General features: G+C 51.9%; 14 protein-coding genes, 2 pseudogenes and 1 riboswitch. Of the genes and pseudogenes, 12 read left to right on the top strand and 4 right to left on the bottom strand.

Translation table 11 applies throughout. The annotated features are described in order from the left end of the window. Positions 1-202: 202 nt before the first annotated feature. On the bottom strand, positions 203-1,582 hold the full coding sequence (locus IEV46_RS06410; protein ID WP_188431081.1) for an RsmF rRNA methyltransferase first C-terminal domain-containing protein: 1,380 nt from the start codon (positions 1,580-1,582) through the stop codon (positions 203-205). A gap of 77 nt (positions 1,583-1,659) precedes the next feature. On the opposite strand from IEV46_RS06410, the pseudogene IEV46_RS18020 reads away from it, so the two are divergent. The 7 genes and pseudogenes from IEV46_RS18020 (at position 1,660) to trxA (ending at position 7,490) form a co-directional block, all read left to right on the top strand. Then, a pseudogene (locus IEV46_RS18020) lies at positions 1,660-1,800 on the top strand (heat-shock protein HtpX). A gap of 212 nt (positions 1,801-2,012) precedes the next feature. Further along, positions 2,013-2,216 (top strand): annotated as a pseudogene (locus IEV46_RS06405) (SelT/SelW/SelH family protein); the annotation flags it as partial. Positions 2,217-2,662: 446 nt separating this feature from the next. Continuing rightward, entirely contained in the window at positions 2,663-4,363 is a 1,701-nt protein-coding gene (locus tag IEV46_RS06400) for a long-chain-fatty-acid--CoA ligase (protein WP_188431079.1), read from the top strand. 207 nt (positions 4,364-4,570) lie between these two features. Next, positions 4,571-5,155 carry a fatty acid metabolism transcriptional regulator FadR gene (fadR, locus tag IEV46_RS06395; protein ID WP_188431077.1) on the top strand — a complete coding sequence of 195 codons (585 nt, stop codon included), beginning with the start codon at positions 4,571-4,573 and terminating at the stop codon, positions 5,153-5,155. A gap of 71 nt (positions 5,156-5,226) precedes the next feature. Next, positions 5,227-5,997, top strand: a complete 771-nt coding sequence (locus tag IEV46_RS06390; RefSeq protein WP_188431075.1) for an electron transfer flavoprotein subunit beta/FixA family protein — start codon at positions 5,227-5,229, stop codon at positions 5,995-5,997. Between the two features lie 23 nt (positions 5,998-6,020). Beyond that, positions 6,021-7,004: an electron transfer flavoprotein subunit alpha/FixB family protein gene (locus IEV46_RS06385; RefSeq protein WP_188431073.1), complete on the top strand. Its 984-nt coding sequence runs from the start codon at positions 6,021-6,023 to the stop codon at positions 7,002-7,004. Between the two features lie 171 nt (positions 7,005-7,175). Then, entirely contained in the window at positions 7,176-7,490 is a 315-nt protein-coding gene (gene trxA, locus IEV46_RS06380) for a thioredoxin (protein ID WP_188431071.1), read from the top strand. A gap of 60 nt (positions 7,491-7,550) precedes the next feature. Here trxA and IEV46_RS06375 read toward each other — a convergent pair whose 3' ends face one another. Next, positions 7,551-8,645 (bottom strand): hypothetical protein, encoded by a 1,095-nt coding sequence (locus IEV46_RS06375; protein ID WP_188431069.1) that lies wholly within the window; start codon positions 8,643-8,645, stop codon positions 7,551-7,553. 129 nt (positions 8,646-8,774) lie between these two features. Further along, entirely contained in the window at positions 8,775-9,725 is a 951-nt protein-coding gene (locus IEV46_RS06370) for a hypothetical protein (protein ID WP_188431067.1), read from the bottom strand. 191 nt (positions 9,726-9,916) lie between these two features. Here IEV46_RS06370 and uvrC point away from each other — a divergent pair, with 191 nt between their 5' ends. After that, positions 9,917-11,719, top strand: coding sequence for an excinuclease ABC subunit UvrC (gene uvrC, locus IEV46_RS06365; RefSeq protein ID WP_188431065.1), 1,803 nt, complete (start codon positions 9,917-9,919; stop codon positions 11,717-11,719). Next, positions 11,712-12,320: a molybdenum cofactor guanylyltransferase gene (gene mobA, locus IEV46_RS06360; protein WP_188431063.1), complete on the top strand. Its 609-nt coding sequence runs from the start codon at positions 11,712-11,714 to the stop codon at positions 12,318-12,320. Before uvrC ends, mobA begins: the two co-directional genes overlap by 8 nt. A 49-nt stretch (positions 12,321-12,369) precedes the next feature. Here mobA and tatA read toward each other — a convergent pair whose 3' ends face one another. Next, on the bottom strand, positions 12,370-12,564 hold the full coding sequence (gene tatA / locus IEV46_RS06355; RefSeq protein WP_308420281.1) for a twin-arginine translocase TatA/TatE family subunit: 195 nt from the start codon (positions 12,562-12,564) through the stop codon (positions 12,370-12,372). 228 nt (positions 12,565-12,792) lie between these two features. On the opposite strand from tatA, the gene IEV46_RS06350 reads away from it, so the two are divergent. From IEV46_RS06350 to IEV46_RS06340, 3 genes are all read left to right on the top strand, one after another. Beyond that, the gene (locus IEV46_RS06350) at positions 12,793-13,116 is read left to right on the top strand and encodes an SCP2 sterol-binding domain-containing protein (RefSeq protein ID WP_188431061.1); all 324 of its coding nucleotides are present in this window, start codon (positions 12,793-12,795) and stop codon (positions 13,114-13,116) included. A 248-nt stretch (positions 13,117-13,364) separates the two neighbouring features. Continuing rightward, positions 13,365-13,552, top strand: a riboswitch (Lysine riboswitch). A 118-nt stretch (positions 13,553-13,670) separates the two neighbouring features. Continuing rightward, the gene (locus IEV46_RS06345; protein ID WP_188431059.1) at positions 13,671-14,915 is read left to right on the top strand and encodes an aspartate kinase; all 1,245 of its coding nucleotides are present in this window, start codon (positions 13,671-13,673) and stop codon (positions 14,913-14,915) included. Positions 14,916-15,194: 279 nt separating this feature from the next. Further along, positions 15,195-16,841, top strand: a complete 1,647-nt coding sequence (locus tag IEV46_RS06340; protein WP_188431057.1) for a peptide ABC transporter substrate-binding protein — start codon at positions 15,195-15,197, stop codon at positions 16,839-16,841. The last annotated feature ends 70 nt before the right edge of the window (positions 16,842-16,911 follow it).

The raw sequence follows: 16,911 nt of genomic DNA, 5'->3' as shown, positions 1-16,911 counted from the left end.
TACATATACAGCCATTCAGGCTGGATCATTCCTGTAGCCAAGGCAGGGTAAAAGGGGAATCGGGTCGATTGAGGATCTCTCAATCCGAAAATCATCGAAGCACCCCCCGCGGAATCTTTTGCAAGAGTATATGAGGCTGGATGGTTGACCCATACCCTTTACGCCCGATTCCCTTCCTGACGGGACATTCGGAGTTCCACTGTCAAATGAGATTCCGGCGCAGCCATTTGGGATAGTGGTTTTTCAGCCAACCGCCGGAGACTTTTCCCCAACCGAGGGGAAATCCGTCAACTGTGATCAGAGTCCATCCTTTATCCTTGTCAATGGGGATAGTCTCCCCGCGCAGGTATTGATTCAGGTGATCCTCCTCCGGTGAAAAAGAGACGCTTCGCCGGACAGATTCGGATGTCAAGGCCGAGGCGAGGGCATGGGAAGGGGCAAAGTGTTTCCGCTTGGCCTGTCCCAGGTGAAGTCCTGGCCGTTCCACGACCAGGCCCTGAAGAGAGGGCAGGTCCGCATGGACTTGATAAAGATGGTCACCGAACAAAGTGAAGGGACCGGGGAATCTGTCTTCAATCAGGGTCTCCTGCAGGAAATCATTGAAAACTCTTTTGGCATCGCCATGTACAGGAGGCAGTTTTCCCGGTTTTTTGCAGATTCCTTCTTTCCCGTCCCTTTTCTCCAGTACCGCTACAAAATGTCCCTCTCCTCTCAAGTGGTGGGGCCAAAGTCGGGCTCCTTTGGCCAGGGAGGGAGAAGCATCGATCCAATCGGGCCGGGCGGGCTGGTAGTGGACGGCCTGGGGAACATGCTCTGGCGTGAAATGGGGATGTTGATCGAGAAAACGCTGAAGCACCCCCTCGTTTTCCCGGGGATTGAAAGTGCAAGTGGAATAGACCAGTCGGCCGCCGGGACGGAGCATCGGTGCCGCCGCTTCCAGAATGGAGAATTGCAGATCGGCGGCCGCCCTTGTGGAACGGTAGCTCCAGCGTTCCCGTGTGTCCGGGTCCTTTCGGAACATGCCTTCCCCGGAGCAGGGGGCATCGATCAGAATCCGGTCAAACCAGCCGGTGAAGCGGGTGGAGAGATGACGGGGATCCTCCCCCAGGATGAGGGCGTGGGGCACTCCGCACCGTTCCAGATTTTCCACCAGGGCTTTGCGTCGTTCCCTGCTGATCTCATTGGCGACCAAAACGCCTTCTCCCTTCATGTGAGCGGCAATCTGGGTCGTTTTGCCCCCGGGGGCGGCACACAGGTCGAGTATTTTTTCCCCGGGTCGGGGCTGGAGTGCCTCCACCGGGGCCATGGCACTGGGGTCCTGAATATAGTAGAGCCCGGCGGCATGATAGACATGCTTGCCGGGTCGGTCCCGGTCATGGTCATAGAAAAAACCTGTATTGCACCAGGGGATAGGCTCCAGATGGAAGGGGAGGCGCTGCCTCCCTTCTGACACAGACAGTTTCAATGTGTTGATCCGAAGCCCCCGGTGAGGCGGGTTGTCATAGGTCCGGATAAAGCTCGGGTACTCTTCTTTCAGCAGTTCCCGCATCTGTTTCTGATAATCTTCGGGAAGTCGGTTCACAGAATCTTTTCCTCCTCAAGTTCGCAAAGTCAGAATCACATCTAAAAGCGTTGTGATAAAGTCATTCACAGGGAGGGTTGGGTTTCACATGGAGTGATTTTGGATCGTAAGAACAACGAAAACGAAATGTGAAACCCAATCCCGACCGGCTCATCCTCGAAGGTTGGGTTTCACATGGAGTGATTTTGGCAGTTCAGAACAACAAAAAGGTCATGTGAAACCCAATCCCGACCGTTCAAGAACACACTAAATCACAGCTTCTAATCATTGTAGCAGAAGAAGTGATTTTCAATGAAAGTCGTTGCCCTTCCGACGTCCGCCCCGTTTCATAGTAGCTGTTTCGGGGATATAATGGGAAGGGACAAATACTGTGGGAGGGATGATCTTGCACGGGAATCACCATGTCTCCATCCGATTTTGCATGGCTTGAAATTATGCCCCTTATGCTGCCCGTGTGGCAGAAGAACTGTTCACCGAGTTTCGTCACCGGATCGCCGATTTGACCTTAATCCCTTCCAGCGGCGGGATTTTTGAGGTGACCGTCGATGGAGAGAAGATCTATTCCAAAAAAGAGACAGGACGGCATGCGAAAGAAGGGGAGGTCGTCCGGTTGATGAAAGAAAAGATTGACTGAGAATGATGGCCGGGTGTCCCCGGCCGTTTGAATTATCTGGCACGCTCCAGACGTTCAGCACACTTTCCCCGCATTCTCCTCAGTTTCACCTTCAAATTACAAAAATGGATAATATCCCGGATGGTTAATAGTGGTGAAGGAATGTGTAAAAATCTTCCGTTATCGGGATATCTCCAATCCAGATAAGCCGTACCGATTCCACCCCAAGTCACTGCTCTGACTTTCTTTCCGTAATCAAGAAATAAAAACTATGTACGCTTCCTGTTGATCCCCTTTTTTCATAGTGGATGAGCAAAAAAACAAGTATCGATTTTTCATAACACGCTTTCAAAGACGAGGAAAGTTCGTTAAAATGAGAAAAAGAGATAAAGTAAGGTTTGTATTCATTTTTCTTTGGTCCGGCTATGAATGATTGTTCATTCAGAGATTGAGGAGGAGATGGACCCATGACAGTCAAAGAAAGGCTCTGGTACAAAGATTATCCGGAGGCGGTACCCCAATCACTGGAGTATCCGGATCAACCCTTGCCCAATTTTCTGAAGAAATCTGCCGAGGAATACCCCGAACGGGAAGCGATCTATTTTATGGGAAAGCGGATCACATACCGGGAACTGATGGATGATGTTCACCGGATGGCCCGGGCCCTGAAAGAGTTGGGTGTGAAAAAAGGGGAGCGGGTTTCCATCATGCTGGCCAATTCTCCCCAAGCGGTCATTTCTTATTATGCGGTATTGATGATCGGCGGTGTGGTGGTTCAGACCAATCCGATGTACAAAGAGCGGGAATTGGAGCATCTGTTGGTCGATTCCGGGGCGGAGACAATTATCTGTCTTGACTTGGTTTATCAACAGCTGGAAAAAGTGAAACCGCGGACACCGCTGAAAAGGGTGATCGTCACCAGTATCAAAGATTACCTTCCCTTTCCCAAGAATCGGCTGTATCCACTGAAATTGAAGATGGATGGAATCAAGCCTCAAATCCCGTATGGGGACGGGGTTTTTGCCTTTCCGGTAATCATGAAAAAGGCACTCCCGGACCCAGTCGAAATTGAAATCGCTTCCATGGATGAGGTGGCCTTGCTTCAATACACCGGTGGTACCACAGGTCTGGCCAAAGGTGCCATGCTGACTCATCGCAACATCGTGGTCAACGTGGTCCAATGCAGCCACTGGATGTACAAAGGAGAGCGGGGAAAGGAGAAAGTCCTGGGACTGGTACCTTTCTTTCATGTTTACGGGATGACTGTGGTGATGAATTTTTCCATCTACATGGCGGCCACTATGGTGTTGGTTCCCCGTTTTCATGTGAAGGATGCACTGAAAGTGATCCACAAAGAGCGCCCTTCTTTCTTCCCGGGTGCCCCGACGATGTATGTGGGCCTGATCAATCATCCCGAGATCGCCAAATACGATCTCTCCTCCATCAAAGCTTGCATCAGCGGATCGGCTCCCTTGCCTCTGGCGGTGCAGGAAAGATTTGAAAAGTTAACCGGAGGACGACTGGTGGAAGGGTACGGGTTGACAGAGTGTTCCCCGGTGACTCACGCCAACCCGATCTGGGACAAGCGAAAAAACGGAAGCATCGGTCTTCCCTGGCCGGATACGGAGTGTCGTGTGGTTGATCCGGAGACCGGAGAAGAATTGGAGGCCGGGGTCGCAGGGGTGCTTCAGGTGAAAGGTCCCCAAGTGATGAAAGGATATTGGAACCGGAAAGAGGAAACGGAAAACGTGTTGCGTGATGGTTGGCTCAACACAGGAGATATCGCCATGATGGATGAGGATGGCTATTTTTACATCATGGACCGTCAGAAGGATATGATTATCGCCGGCGGCTTCAATATTTACCCGCGGGAAGTGGAGGAGGTTCTTTATGACCATCCGGCAGTGCAAGAAGCCGCCGTCATCGGGGTTCCGGATCCCTATCGGGGGGAGACGGTCAAGGCGTTTATCGTGTTGAGGCCGGATGAAAAGGTGACCGAACAGGATTTGGATACCTATTGTAGGAGCAAATTGGCCAGTTACAAGGTACCGCGTCTGTATGAGTTTCGTGATCGATTGCCGAAAACCACCGTGGGTAAGGTTTTGCGACGGGAATTGGTGGAAGAGGAGAAAAGAAAAGCTTCTATGGAAGAACAGGGGGAAAAATAGGCTGATCCCCCTCTTCCCAACTCCGTTTCTTCACTGGGTTCTTTTTCTTTTGTCACCTGGGGAGAACTGCTATAATATCATTGGTTGCGCTTTCACTCTAGGTTGGCATTTTGGATGGGAAAGTTGACAGAGTTGGGGAAGTTGGCATATACTCAATATTGAATGAATGGTCATTCATTGGGGGAAATCAGGGAAAGGAAAACACAGATGGCGAAGCGTACCGGAGAAAAATATGAAGCGATTATCGAGGCCGCCGTGCGTGTGATCGCCGAATTCGGCTATCATCAGGCACAGGTGTCCAAAATTGCCCGTGAGGCCAAGGTGGCAGACGGGACGATCTATCTGTATTTTGATAATAAAGACGATGTCCTCATCTCCCTTTTTAATGAGAAAATGGGGGCTTTTATCTCGGACATGGAACAAGCTCTATCAAAAGTTCCATCTCCGGTTGACCAATTGCGGCAGTTGATTTACCTCCATTTTTCATACCTCGGGAGTGACAAGAAGCTTGCCATCGTCACCCAGATCGAACTGCGCCAGTCCAATCCGGTAGTCCGCAAGGAGATTGGATTGATTCTCAAGCGATATCTGGCAGTGATCGACCGGGTGTTGCAATCCGGGGTGGAACATGGGCTGTTTCGGAAAGACTTCGATATCCGGATTGCCCGCAAGATGATTTTCGGAACTATTGATGAAACGGTTTCTTCTTGGATCATGGACGACTTTAAATACGATTTGATGGATCAGGTGGATCCGCTTCATCAATTATTTTTGCAAGGGATCGGCTCTTGAAAACGGCGGGTCTCCCGCCAAGGGTGCGATTCGTCTGCACTGAGACTGGAATGGCGAAGGAGGAACAGTGAATGAACATTCTGGTATGCTTGAAACAAACCTTCGACACTGAAGAGAGAATTGTAATTGAAGACGGACAAATCAGTGAAGACGGGGTGGAGTTTGTCATCAACCCCTACGATGAGTATGCCGTGGAAGAAGCGATTCGTCTTCGTGATGAACATGGTGGCGAAGTGACTGTGATCACTGTCGGACCGGAGCGGGCAGAACAAGCCCTGCGCACGGCCATGGCCATGGGTGCGGACAAGGGGATCATCGTGGACGATGAAGATCTGGAATCCGCCGACGAATACTCCATTGCCCGGGTGTTGGCAGCCGTGATCGAAGATCTCGATTATGATATCATCCTGAGCGGATACATGGCAGTGGATGACGGATCCGCCCAAGTGGGCCCCCGACTGGCCGAATTGTTGGGGATCCCCCATATCTCCACGATCACCAAGCTGACTGTGGATGGGGAGACGGTGGAGGTGGAGAAGGATGTGGAAGGTGACACGGAATACATTCAGTCCAAGCTTCCGATCCTGGTTACGGCACAGCAAGGGTTGAATGATCCCCGTTATCCCTCTCTGCCCGGAATTATGAAAGCCAAGAAAAAGCCGCTGGAACGCATGGATCTTGATGATCTGGATGTGGATGAGGACGAGCTGGAAGGTAAAACGGAAACCTTGGAAATCTTCCTGCCTCCGGAAAAGGAAGCGGGCAAAATATTGGATGGGGAACTGGAAGACCAAGTGAAGGAACTGGTCCATCTGTTGCGTAACGAAGCCAAGGTTATCTGAGGGAAGAGGGGGAAATGGAACCGATGAGCAAAAACGTACTCGTACTGGCGGATGTTCGCGAGGGTGAACTGAGAAATGTTTCTTTGGAAAGCTTGGCTGCGGCGATAAAAGTGGCGGACGGCGGGACGGTGACAGCTGCCGTTTTCGGAAGCAAGGGGAAAGATCTGGTGGAGAAACTGGCCCATCACGGTGCGGACCGTGTGCTGCTGGTCCCGAATGAACAGCTGGACACCTACACCACCGATGCCTATTTTCAGGCCTTTAAGCAAGTGATTGAAAAAGTGGAGCCCGATGTGATTTTTACGGGTCACACTGCGATCGGTCGGGATGTGAGCCCGCGAATCGCCGCCCGCCTCAACCTGGGGTTAGTGTCAGACTGCACTGATGTGGAGCTCAAGGACGGAAAGATTCTTCTCACCCGGCCCATCTATGCGGGAAAAGCCTTTGTCAAAAAAGCATTTCGTGACGGGATTGTCTTTGCCACTTTGCGCCCCAACAATATCCCGGCATTGGAGGCGGACACAGGTCGTTCCGCAGAAGTGGAAGAACTGGATGTCCAAATTGCTCCGGACTCCTTGCGGACACTGATCAAAGATGTGGTCCGAAAAGCTTCTGAAGGTGTCGACCTGTCTGAAGCCCGCGTTGTTGTCTCCGGAGGTCGGGGTGTCAAGAGCGCGGAAGGATTCAAACCGTTGCAAGAACTGGCAGATCTGTTGGGAGGGGCTGTTGGTGCTTCCCGGGGAGCTTGTGACGCCGACTACTGTGATTATGCCCTTCAGATCGGTCAGACAGGGAAAGTGGTCACCCCGGACCTGTACATCGCCTGTGGAATTTCCGGAGCTATCCAACACTTGGCGGGAATGTCCAATTCCAAGGTGATTGTTGCCATCAATAAAGACCCGGAAGCCAATATCTTCAGTGTGGCGGATTACGGGATTGTCGGTGATCTGTTTGAAGTGGTGCCGATGTTGACGGAAGAGTTCAAGAAGGTTTTGGCTGAGGGTTGAAGAATTTCGGGCGGCGGAAAATTTCGTCGCCTATTTTCAGGTTTAGATCATACATATACCGGGTATCCCTTCTATGGGTACTTCGATACCCGAAAGAGATTGAAACTTTCTTGTCCCAAGTGGTATACTGTGTGAAGTGAACCAGAAGGATCATTTGAAGGAGGAAGTATGATGGCGATCAAAGACGTAACGGATCAAACCTTCAATAACGAAGTGGCGTCTGGAACCGTTCTGGTGGATTTCTGGGCACCTTGGTGCGGCCCTTGCAAAATGATTGCGCCGGTCCTGGAGGAAATAGATCAGGAAGTGGGCGACAAGCTCACCATCGCAAAGCTCAATGTGGATGAAAACCCGGATACCGCCGGTAAATTCGGCGTGATGAGCATCCCGACCCTGATGGTCTTCAAAGATGGACAAATGGTGGATAAATTGACCGGTTTCCAACCGAAAGCACAATTGTTGGAATGGGTCAACCCCCATCTCTGAAGTAACAAGAAAAAGCCTGCACTCCCGACTGGGTGCAGGCTTTTGTTCATTCGTGTCATTTCAGCGATGGTAAGGATCCCAGGGATCATTCGGATCGGCGGAATTCCGTGAGTAATCACGGTCTTGCTGGTGTTCCTCAGGAGGGAGGAAGGGGTCCGGCTCATGCGGCTGGGAAAGTGGTTCCTCCCGATAGTTGTACGGGTCCTGATCACTCATCGGAACCTCCTGCTTGTATGGTTCTGTTGGTGCAGGTTCCGGCTCTTCCGGGATCACCCATTTGCGCAAGTGTTGTTTGTAACGAAGGGAGATGATCAGATTGCTGATCACCTGAACCAAAGGGAAGGTCAGGAAAAATACCAGACCCAGCAACAGCAGGCCTAAAATGGTGCCAACTCCCGCATTGTCCGGAGCCAGGATGATAGGTAAGAGTGAGGCCCCTGCGAGCAATCCATAAACGATAATAAAAGGGGCGACCGCGGCGAGCAGGATCAGCAGGGTACCGAAAGCTTTTCCATAGGATTTTCGTGCCGCTCGGATCGAATGGCGAATCGATTGCCAAGGCCTCATGTTTTCAGAGATCATGATATACGGAGAATAAAGCAGAAAGCTGCCGAAAAGGATCATGGCCACCAACAGGAGGAGCCAAATGGCACCACACAAAAAGAAAAGGAGAGTGCTGTCGATCTCACTGGCATAACTCATCCCGAGATCGACGATGCCCCACGGAATCAGAATTGGCAGACTGACCAACAATAACAAAATACTTAGCAGAAACATCTTCCACAGATAGCGTGTGGCAAAGCGGAAATAGCTGTTCAGGGAGGTACTGTCGTCCAACACCGCCTCTGTGGCCAATCCGATGCTCCCGGCGGAATGAAAGGATTGAATCAAAAAAGTGAGCAGGTAGATTAAAATAAAAAACAGAACCACCAGCAAGATCACTCCCACCGAGGCGGAGGAGAAGGCCTGGTCCAGGTTGTCCGCACCGACGACGGAAACGCCGATTCCCACAGAGGCCAGCAAAGCGACCACACCTATGAAATAAAAGATGATTTCCATCACAAATATGGCGGCCATCATGATCAGGGAGCCAAGCAGGTTGATTCCCCACATTTTCAGTCCGTGTCTACGGAGTAAGCTAAAAAACGTTCCCATGTACAATCTCTCCTATATCTGCAAGTATCTCCTCTCCTCCTCTCTATGATATACGATCGGGGAGGCCCAAGGTTTCAGAAAACTCTTCGGAAAGTTGCACAGCACAGGGTTTCCCCCGTGCTGTGTATTTTACCCGGTTGGCAGCCGCTTCTTTTCTTCTTCATGATCGAATGAATTGATCATGATCGGCTCCATACGGTCTTCCGGAAAGAGTCTGTCCTGGATGTACAGAAGATAGCGACGGAAAAAGACCCCCAAGGAAAGGATGATTGGAAACACCCCCAACATTGCGATCACGACAGGTCCCAAAGCGATTCCGACGATGTCGGCGATAGTGCTGTCCTCGAAGAAATGCAGGACCAGCCAGGGAAAGGCGGCCACCAGCAAGATGACGATCCAGGCCAGAGCTCCAACAACAATTGATCCGAGCAGGGAGGCGAGGGAAGTGCGTGCCTGAAACAGTCCGACACGAAACCCATATCCAAAAGATCGGAAGATTCCCGTTCCTTCCGCAAACAAGATTACCACGGAGTGGATCGCCGATGAGACCAGCAGCAATCCCAGGAGGAGTCCCACGATGATCCAGGCGATCAGCAGAAGGGTCTGATCATGGAGCAAGGGGTAGAGTGCCCCCCATCCGGCGGCAAAGACGAACAAGATGAGTGCCAACAAAATTTCCAGGCCGATGATTCGAAACAGGTAACGAAAACCGTAGGAGAAAAAACAGCTCAAGGGTACTCGGTCTTCCAACGCAGCCTCCCGAACCGCACCGGTGAGGGAGGCAGTGCAAAATGCGGCAGCCAGCCATGTCAACAGGAGGCTCCCTAGTGCGTAACCCAGGATCCAACCACCATTTTTTAAAATCTCCACACCGAGGTCGGCTACTGCCTCCCCGGCGGACCCGGGGGAAGTGATTATATTTTTGAGAAGATCCTGCAGGGAGAGGAGCTCAGAGCTGAGCATGATTCCCAAAAATAATTGCGGGACTGCCAGCAAGACGAATACAGTGATCGCTGTAAGCAGGGATCCCAGCCAGAGTTTCGCACCGTGTTGATTCAGCAACCGGAACGACTCAATCAAACCAATCCCTCCTCAGACAAATTTGACATAAAACCATCTTATCTTCACTGTGACTGTTTGGACAAGAAGCAACTGATCCAAAATGGGCTTTCACTCCTGTTAAACGGGATTTGCCATCGTGGTGGTTCTATCCTTTCACATCGGTTTTATATGGGAGGTGTGGTAAGATGAGCGTTGGGAGGTAAAGCACGATGAAGAAAAAAATCCGTGAAAAGCTCTCTCTCCTTCCGGAGAAGCCCGGCTGTTATCTGATGAAAAACCTTCGGGATGAAATTATTTATATCGGGAAAGCGAAGAGCCTTAAAAATCGGGTTCGTTCTTATTTTACAGGAAGTCATGACGGGAAAACCCAACTCCTGGTTTCAGAAATCGAGGATTTTGAATATATCGTGACAGAAAGTGCTACCGAAGCACTGATTTTGGAAGCAGTTTTGATCAAGCAGCACCGTCCCCATTACAACGTTTTGATGAAGGACGACAAGTCTTATCCTTACATTCGCCTGACCCGGGAAACCCATCCCCGGTTGGAAGTGACCCGGAAGGTGAAAAAGGACGGATCCCGTTATTTTGGTCCCTACCCTAATGCACAGGCAGCCCAACAAACCAAGAAGCTGTTGGATAAACTTTACCCGTTGAGAAAATGCCGGACACTCCCTAAACGGGTCTGTCTCTACTACCACCTGGGACAGTGCCTGGCCCCCTGTGAGTTTGATGTGGACCCGTCCCAATATGAGGAGATGGTCAGGGAGATCAGTCGCTTCCTCAACGGTGGTTTTCAGGAGGTCCAAAGGGATCTGGAACGGAAGATGCATCTGGCGGCGGAGGAGTTGAACTTTGAACGGGCCCGGGAACTGCGTGACCTGATCCAACACATCGAGGCAGTGATGGTGAAACAAAATATCATCATGAAAGACAATCTGGACAGGGATGTGTTTGGATATGCGGCGGACAAGGGAATGATGTGCGTTCAGATCTTCTTTGTCCGACAGGGAAAGCTGATTGAACGGGATGTTGCCATTTTCCCCTACTACGGGGAGGAGAGAGAGGATTTCCTCTCCTACGTCACCCAGTTTTATCATGAAAAACCGGTATTGCCCAAAGAGATCAATCTTCCGGAGGCGGTGGATGCCGGATTGTTGGGAGATTGGTTGACAGGGGTTCATGTTCACATTCCTCAGCGGGGGATGAAAAAGCGTTTGGTGGAGATGGCCAATGAAAACGCGCGGATTGCACTGGAAGAACGCTTTAAGCTTCTTGAACGGGATCAGGGCAGGACAGTGGAAGCGATTCACAGATTGGGAGAAGTGATGGGGATCGGCTCTCCCCGACGGATCGAGGCGTTTGACAACTCCAATATTCAGGGGACTGATCCCGTCTCGGCCATGGTGGTGTTCACCGATGGAGCCCCCGATAAGAAGGAGTACCGGAAATTCAAGATCCGTTCAGTTGAGGGTCCGGATGATTACGAAACGATGCGGGAAGTGATCCGCAGGCGCTACACCCGGGTTCTCAAAGAGAACCTTCCTTTGCCGGATCTGGTGCTGGTGGACGGGGGGCGTGGCCAGATGTCAGCGGCGATCGATATCCTGGAAAATGAGCTGGGTTTGTTTATTCCCGTCGCCGGCTTGGTCAAGGATGAACGTCATAAAACCGCCCGCCTTCTCTTTGGCGATCCTCCGTCAGAGGTGGAGCTACGCCGTGGGAGCCGGGAGTTTTATCTGTTACAGCGGATTCAGGAGGAAGTGCACCGGTTTGCGATCACTTTCCATCGCCAGACCCGGGGTAAAACCATGACCCGATCTCTCCTGGACGAGATCCCCGGGGTGGGGAAGAAACGAAAACAGAAACTCTACAAGCACTTCGGTTCCCTGGAGCGGATGCGACAAGCGAGTGTGGAGGAGTACCGGAAGGCGGGGATTGGCGATAAATTGGCCCAGGAAATCCTGGACCATCTACGTCGGAAGAGCGCCCACCCCCGGGAGAAAAATGGCTGATGGGGTGCAGTTTGCGGGATTGATCATCCTGGCGGGGGGACAATCCCGTCGCATGGGTCGGGATAAGGCGCTCCTTCCGCTGGCGGGAGAGATAATGGTGAGACGGGTGATCCGCCGCCTGTCCCTTCGGGGGAAGTGGGCCATCATGGTCAGCAGCAACCAACCGGAAAAATTTCCGGGACTGGAGGTCCCAGTGGTTCCAGATCAACTTTTAGAAGGGGGTCCTCTGGCAGGAATTCATGCTTGTCTGGAAACCTCCCCCTGTGAGTGGAATCTGGTCACGGCTTGCGACCTTCCCTTTGTCTCGGGGGAGGTGGCCCAACAACTTCTGGCCCTGGCGGGCTCTGGAACCTGGGATGTGGTCGTTCCTGTAGCCGGGAACCGAGCTCATCCCTTGTTCGGAGTGTACAGTCGTCGATGCCGAAGGCAGTTGGAAGTGTTTTTGAAGGGGGGTGGCCGCCGGGTTACCGATTTTCTGAAGAGGGCGAAAACCCGTTATGTATCCGGTGAATTTCCTGATAAAATCTTCTTCAACATGAACCGACCGGAAGACTATTACCGGGCCATCGCCATGGAAAAGGAAATTCAGGACGGTGGATGACAGGAAGAAGAAATCGCATAACAGCCCCCGGCTGGCCGGAGGCTGTATGTCATGACTTTCGATCGGTTTCCCGGGGCGGATCCGAAGCATCTTTTTTCTCCTCAGTTATTCCGGAGACGCTGTCTTTGAATTCCTTCAGGGTGCGACCGGCGGCCCGTCCCAATTCAGGCAGTTTGCTGGGACCGAACAGAAGAAGGGCGGCCAGAACGATCAGGATCAATCCGGGAACTCCAATGGTGCTCACGAGGATCACTCCTTTGGCTCCGGTCCGTGGACCGGTGAATATCTGATCACCTTGGATAAGGGTGGAAGTGACGTTTTTCCTACTTGGTATTATACTGCCCGGATGAAGGAAAGCCAAGTTAACGTTTTATGTATGTTGGGACGAGGCGTCATTGACAAAGGATGTTCCCCATAATAAAATGATTCCGATCCAAATATGAATGAGTATTCATTCTCGGGGGGTTCCAGCATGTCCATCCAAGAGGCCATCACTCAACTCACAGACAAAATGAACCGGGAACCGGGGGGAATCCAGGGGATTGATGCCGTCTACCAATTTGACATCGAAGGCTCAGGGGTACATCAGGTCAGACTGGCGGGGGGATCCGCGGAATACCGGGCAGGGGAAGAGTTTGATGCCGACTGCATTCTGACCATGTCGGAGGCGAACTTTGCGAGATTGACCGCAGGCAAATTGAATCCCACCACTGCGTTCATGACGGGAAAGCTGAAGGTGAAAGGGGATCTGTCCCTTGCTGTCCGATTGCAATCCCTGTTGAAAAAATACGGCTGAATCCACCCGCACTGACTGATCATCCTCTAATATTCATTTCGGTCACTCTCAGATCCCTTTTTTTCCTCAGGGGAATTGAGCACTCCCATCCGTCCACTGTCACAGGTGTACACGCGGAAACAGGCTGAAATCTCCGCTTGTGGAGAAGGAGTCTCTGTGGTAGGATCTATACAACCAGATGACGGGCGGGGGGAACCCGGATCTTTGCCCACTCGCCGGAAATTGAATAGTTGTAATCCTCACGTTCGGTGTGAACTAGAGGAGCGGATCGTCATCAGTACCCGTTGGGAGGCTGCGGTTGCCGTGGATCGGCGGGGAAAGGGAGATTCGCCGAAGTTTCCGGCCCGCCGCGGGGCTTGGGAACTGGGCCCGTTCTTGAAAAAAGGCGGGACTGTCACGACCCCTGTCGAGGGAGACGTGGAGCACTGTATCACTGGGAGCGATCGAGGCTGTTTTCGTCCGTTGAGGCGACAGCTGGAACTGCCTGCTGTCGCCTTTTTCAGTTTCGGCAGGGCCGTATATGATGATATGAGGAGAGGAGAGCACAAACCGACATGGGACTTGTGGTTCAAAAGTTTGGCGGAACATCCGTCGGAAGTGTGGAACGGATCAAAAAGGTGGGGGAACGGATCGCCCGTACCCGGGCGAAGGGCGACCAGGTGGTGGTAACGGTCTCTGCCATGGGAAAGACCACCGATCAGTTGGTCGCCTTGGCGAAAGAGATCAGTGTCGACCCGCCGCAGCGGGAGATGGATGTTCTGTTGACGACCGGGGAGCAGGTCAGTATCTCTCTCTTGTCCATGGCTCTGTTGGAATTGGGGGTTCAAGCCTGCCCGATGACCGGTTGGCAAGCGGGGATTCGCACCGATGAAGTTCACGGGAGTGCAAGGATTGAACAGATCGATACAACCAATATCCTGAAAAGTTTGGATCGGGGGGAAATTGTGATCGTGGCCGGTTTCCAGGGGGTTTCGGAGGAAGGGGAGATCACCACCTTGGGCCGGGGCGGGTCCGATACCACGGCAGTTGCATTGGCGGCCGCACTCAAGGCGGACCGATGCGAGATCTATACAGATGTGACAGGTGTGTTTACGGCGGATCCACGGATTGCACCCAAGGCGGGGAAGCTTTCCGAAATCAGTTTTGAGGAAATGTTGGAACTGGCCAATCTGGGGGCCGGGGTACTGCACCCCCGATCTGTCGAATGTGCGATGACCCACCGCGTCCCACTGGTGGTTCGGTCCAGTTTTGTCGAGGAGGAAGGAACCTGGGTGAAGGAGGCGGACAGCATGGAAGAAGAATTGAATGTGAGGGGAGTGGCCCACGACCTGGATGTGGCACGCATCAAAGTGTTGGGACTTCCCAACCGCACGGAAACTTTGACCCGGCTGTTTCAAAAGCTGGCGGATGCCCGAATCAATGTGGATATGATCGTGACCAGTGAACATGACGATGAGCGGATCGACGTGGCTTTCAGCGTTCATGAGAAGGAATCGGAACTGGCTGGCCAGGTGATCGAAAGCCACCGGGAAGAGTTGGGTCACCTGAAGATCTTATCGGAAACAGGGCTGGCCAAAGTTTCCGCGGTGGGTGCCGGAATGGTCACCAATCCGGGAGTGGCGGCCAAGATGTTCACCTCCATGTCGGATTCCGGTATCCGGATCAAGATGGTGTCCACCTCGGAAATCAAAATTTCCTGTGTCATTCCCAGGGAACAAGCTGGCAAGGCCGTACGGGAACTTCATACCGTCTTTGGTCTGGATGTGAAGGGATCGGCGTTGACGACAGCGGGTTTATGAATATTTCTGAAAAACATCCCCCCGGTCTCAACCACCTGGAAGGGAATCTTCTCTTCCGGGTGCTCTCCATTCTATATTTTTTGAATAATCCGCAATAGGGGAAAGATCGGAGGATTGGGAAGGATTTTTTCGATGAACTCAGAATATAGTTATACAGGTTGGGGTGAAGTCGTCCGATGGAATGGGTCATCATCGTTAAGTCCTATCGGATGGGTTTGTCCGGATGGAGACGGGACGATTTCGAACCCGGACACTGATCTCAAGGGGGTTGAATGAGTAATGGGCAAAGGAATTTCCAGGGGGATTGCGTTCCTGGCCATCCTCAGCATGGTCGTTTTGGCTGCTTGCGGGGGAGGGAACAGCGCGGACAAAGCCGGAACAGGAGAACTGGCGGAGAAGCAGGAAATCACGTTGGGCAATATCCCCAGCGAACCGCCGGGGTTGGATCCTCTGCAGGCGAAGGACAGTGTTTCAGGGGATATTTTAGCTCAAACGATGGTGGGTCTCACTAAAATGGGTAAAAATGGGGAAGCGATTCCCGGGATCGCTGAGAAGTGGGATGCCAACGAGGATATGACCAAAATCACCTTCCATCTCCGTGATGCCCAGTGGTCCAACGGAGATCCGGTCACCGCGGAGGATTTTGAATATGCATGGAAACGGATGCTGGACCCGAAAAACGGTGCGGTCTACGCTTATCAGCTTTTCTATTTGAAAAATGGGGAGAAATATAACAAAGGTAAGGCTAAAGCCGATGATGTGGGAGTTAAAGCGGTGGACGACAAAACTCTGGAAGTGGAACTGGAACAGCCGACCCCCTATTTTCTCAGTTTGACCACCTTCTATTCCTTGAGGCCTGTGCCGAAAAAAGTGGTCGAGAAAAACAAGGACTGGGCCAGTGAAGCGGACAGTTATGTATGTAACGGTCCTTTTAAGGTGAAGAGTTGGAAGCACGATGCCAAGATCGTGTTGGAGAAGAACGACAAGTATTATGACGCCGATAAGGTGAAATTGACCCAAATCAACTTGCCCTTTATCGCGGAACCAAAAACCGGCTATCAGATGTTCCAGACGGGAGATGTTGATTCCTCCAACTCCAATATCGTGCCCACGGATCTGACCAAGAAACTGTTGGACAGCGGGGAAGCCAAGGGAGCCCCGCAAATCGCCACTTACACAGTGGAATTCAACACTAAAAAGAAACCCTTCAACAACAAAAAAGTACGTAAGGCTTTTTCCCTGGCGATCGATCGAAAGCAGATTGTGGAGAATGTGCTGGAGGGCGGGCAAGAGCCGGCCAACGGCTGGGTGCCTTGGGGGATGCCGGACTTTGCCGCAGGGAAAGACTTTGCCGAAGTGCATGGCAAGTATATAGAGCCGACGGCTCAAGCCGACGAAGCGAAAAAACTGCTGGAAGAAGGGCTGAAAGAGGAAGGGCTGGAAAAGATGCCCGAGATGACCTATCTTTACAACACAGATGATGGTCACAAGAAGATCGCAGAGGCCTTGCAGCAGATGTGGAAGGAAAACCTGGATGTGAATGTCAAGCTGGGAAATGTGGAGTGGAAGGTCTTTTTGGAGCGGAAGACAGCCGGTGATTTTGATTTTGCCCGCTTTGGATGGTTGCCCGATTACATCGATCCGATGACCTTCATGGATGTGTATATGACCGATTCCGGAAACAACGATACCAAATTCAGCAACAAGAAATATGATGAGCTGATCAAGAAAGCGAAATCAACGGCGGATCAGAAGGTGCGGATGAAGGCGCTGCACGATGCTGAGGATATTTTGATGGATGAGATGCCGGTGGCACCTTTGTATTGGTACACCCGGGTGTACATGGATAAAGATTATGTGAAAAACGTGTACCGGGCGATCGATGGCAGTGTTTATTACGAAGAGGCCTATCTGACTGAGAAATAAAATGAACTTTGTCGGGGAGCCAAGTCACCCACCTCAGGCGGGTGACTTGGTTTGTCCCATGGATGTTGGG

The sequence above is a fragment of the Kroppenstedtia guangzhouensis genome (assembly GCF_014637345.1).
Lineage (GTDB): Bacteria > Bacillota > Bacilli > Thermoactinomycetales > DSM-45169 > Kroppenstedtia > Kroppenstedtia guangzhouensis.
The sequence above is the reverse complement of the archived record's forward strand: the minus strand, read 5'-3'. Positions and strand labels throughout refer to the sequence as shown.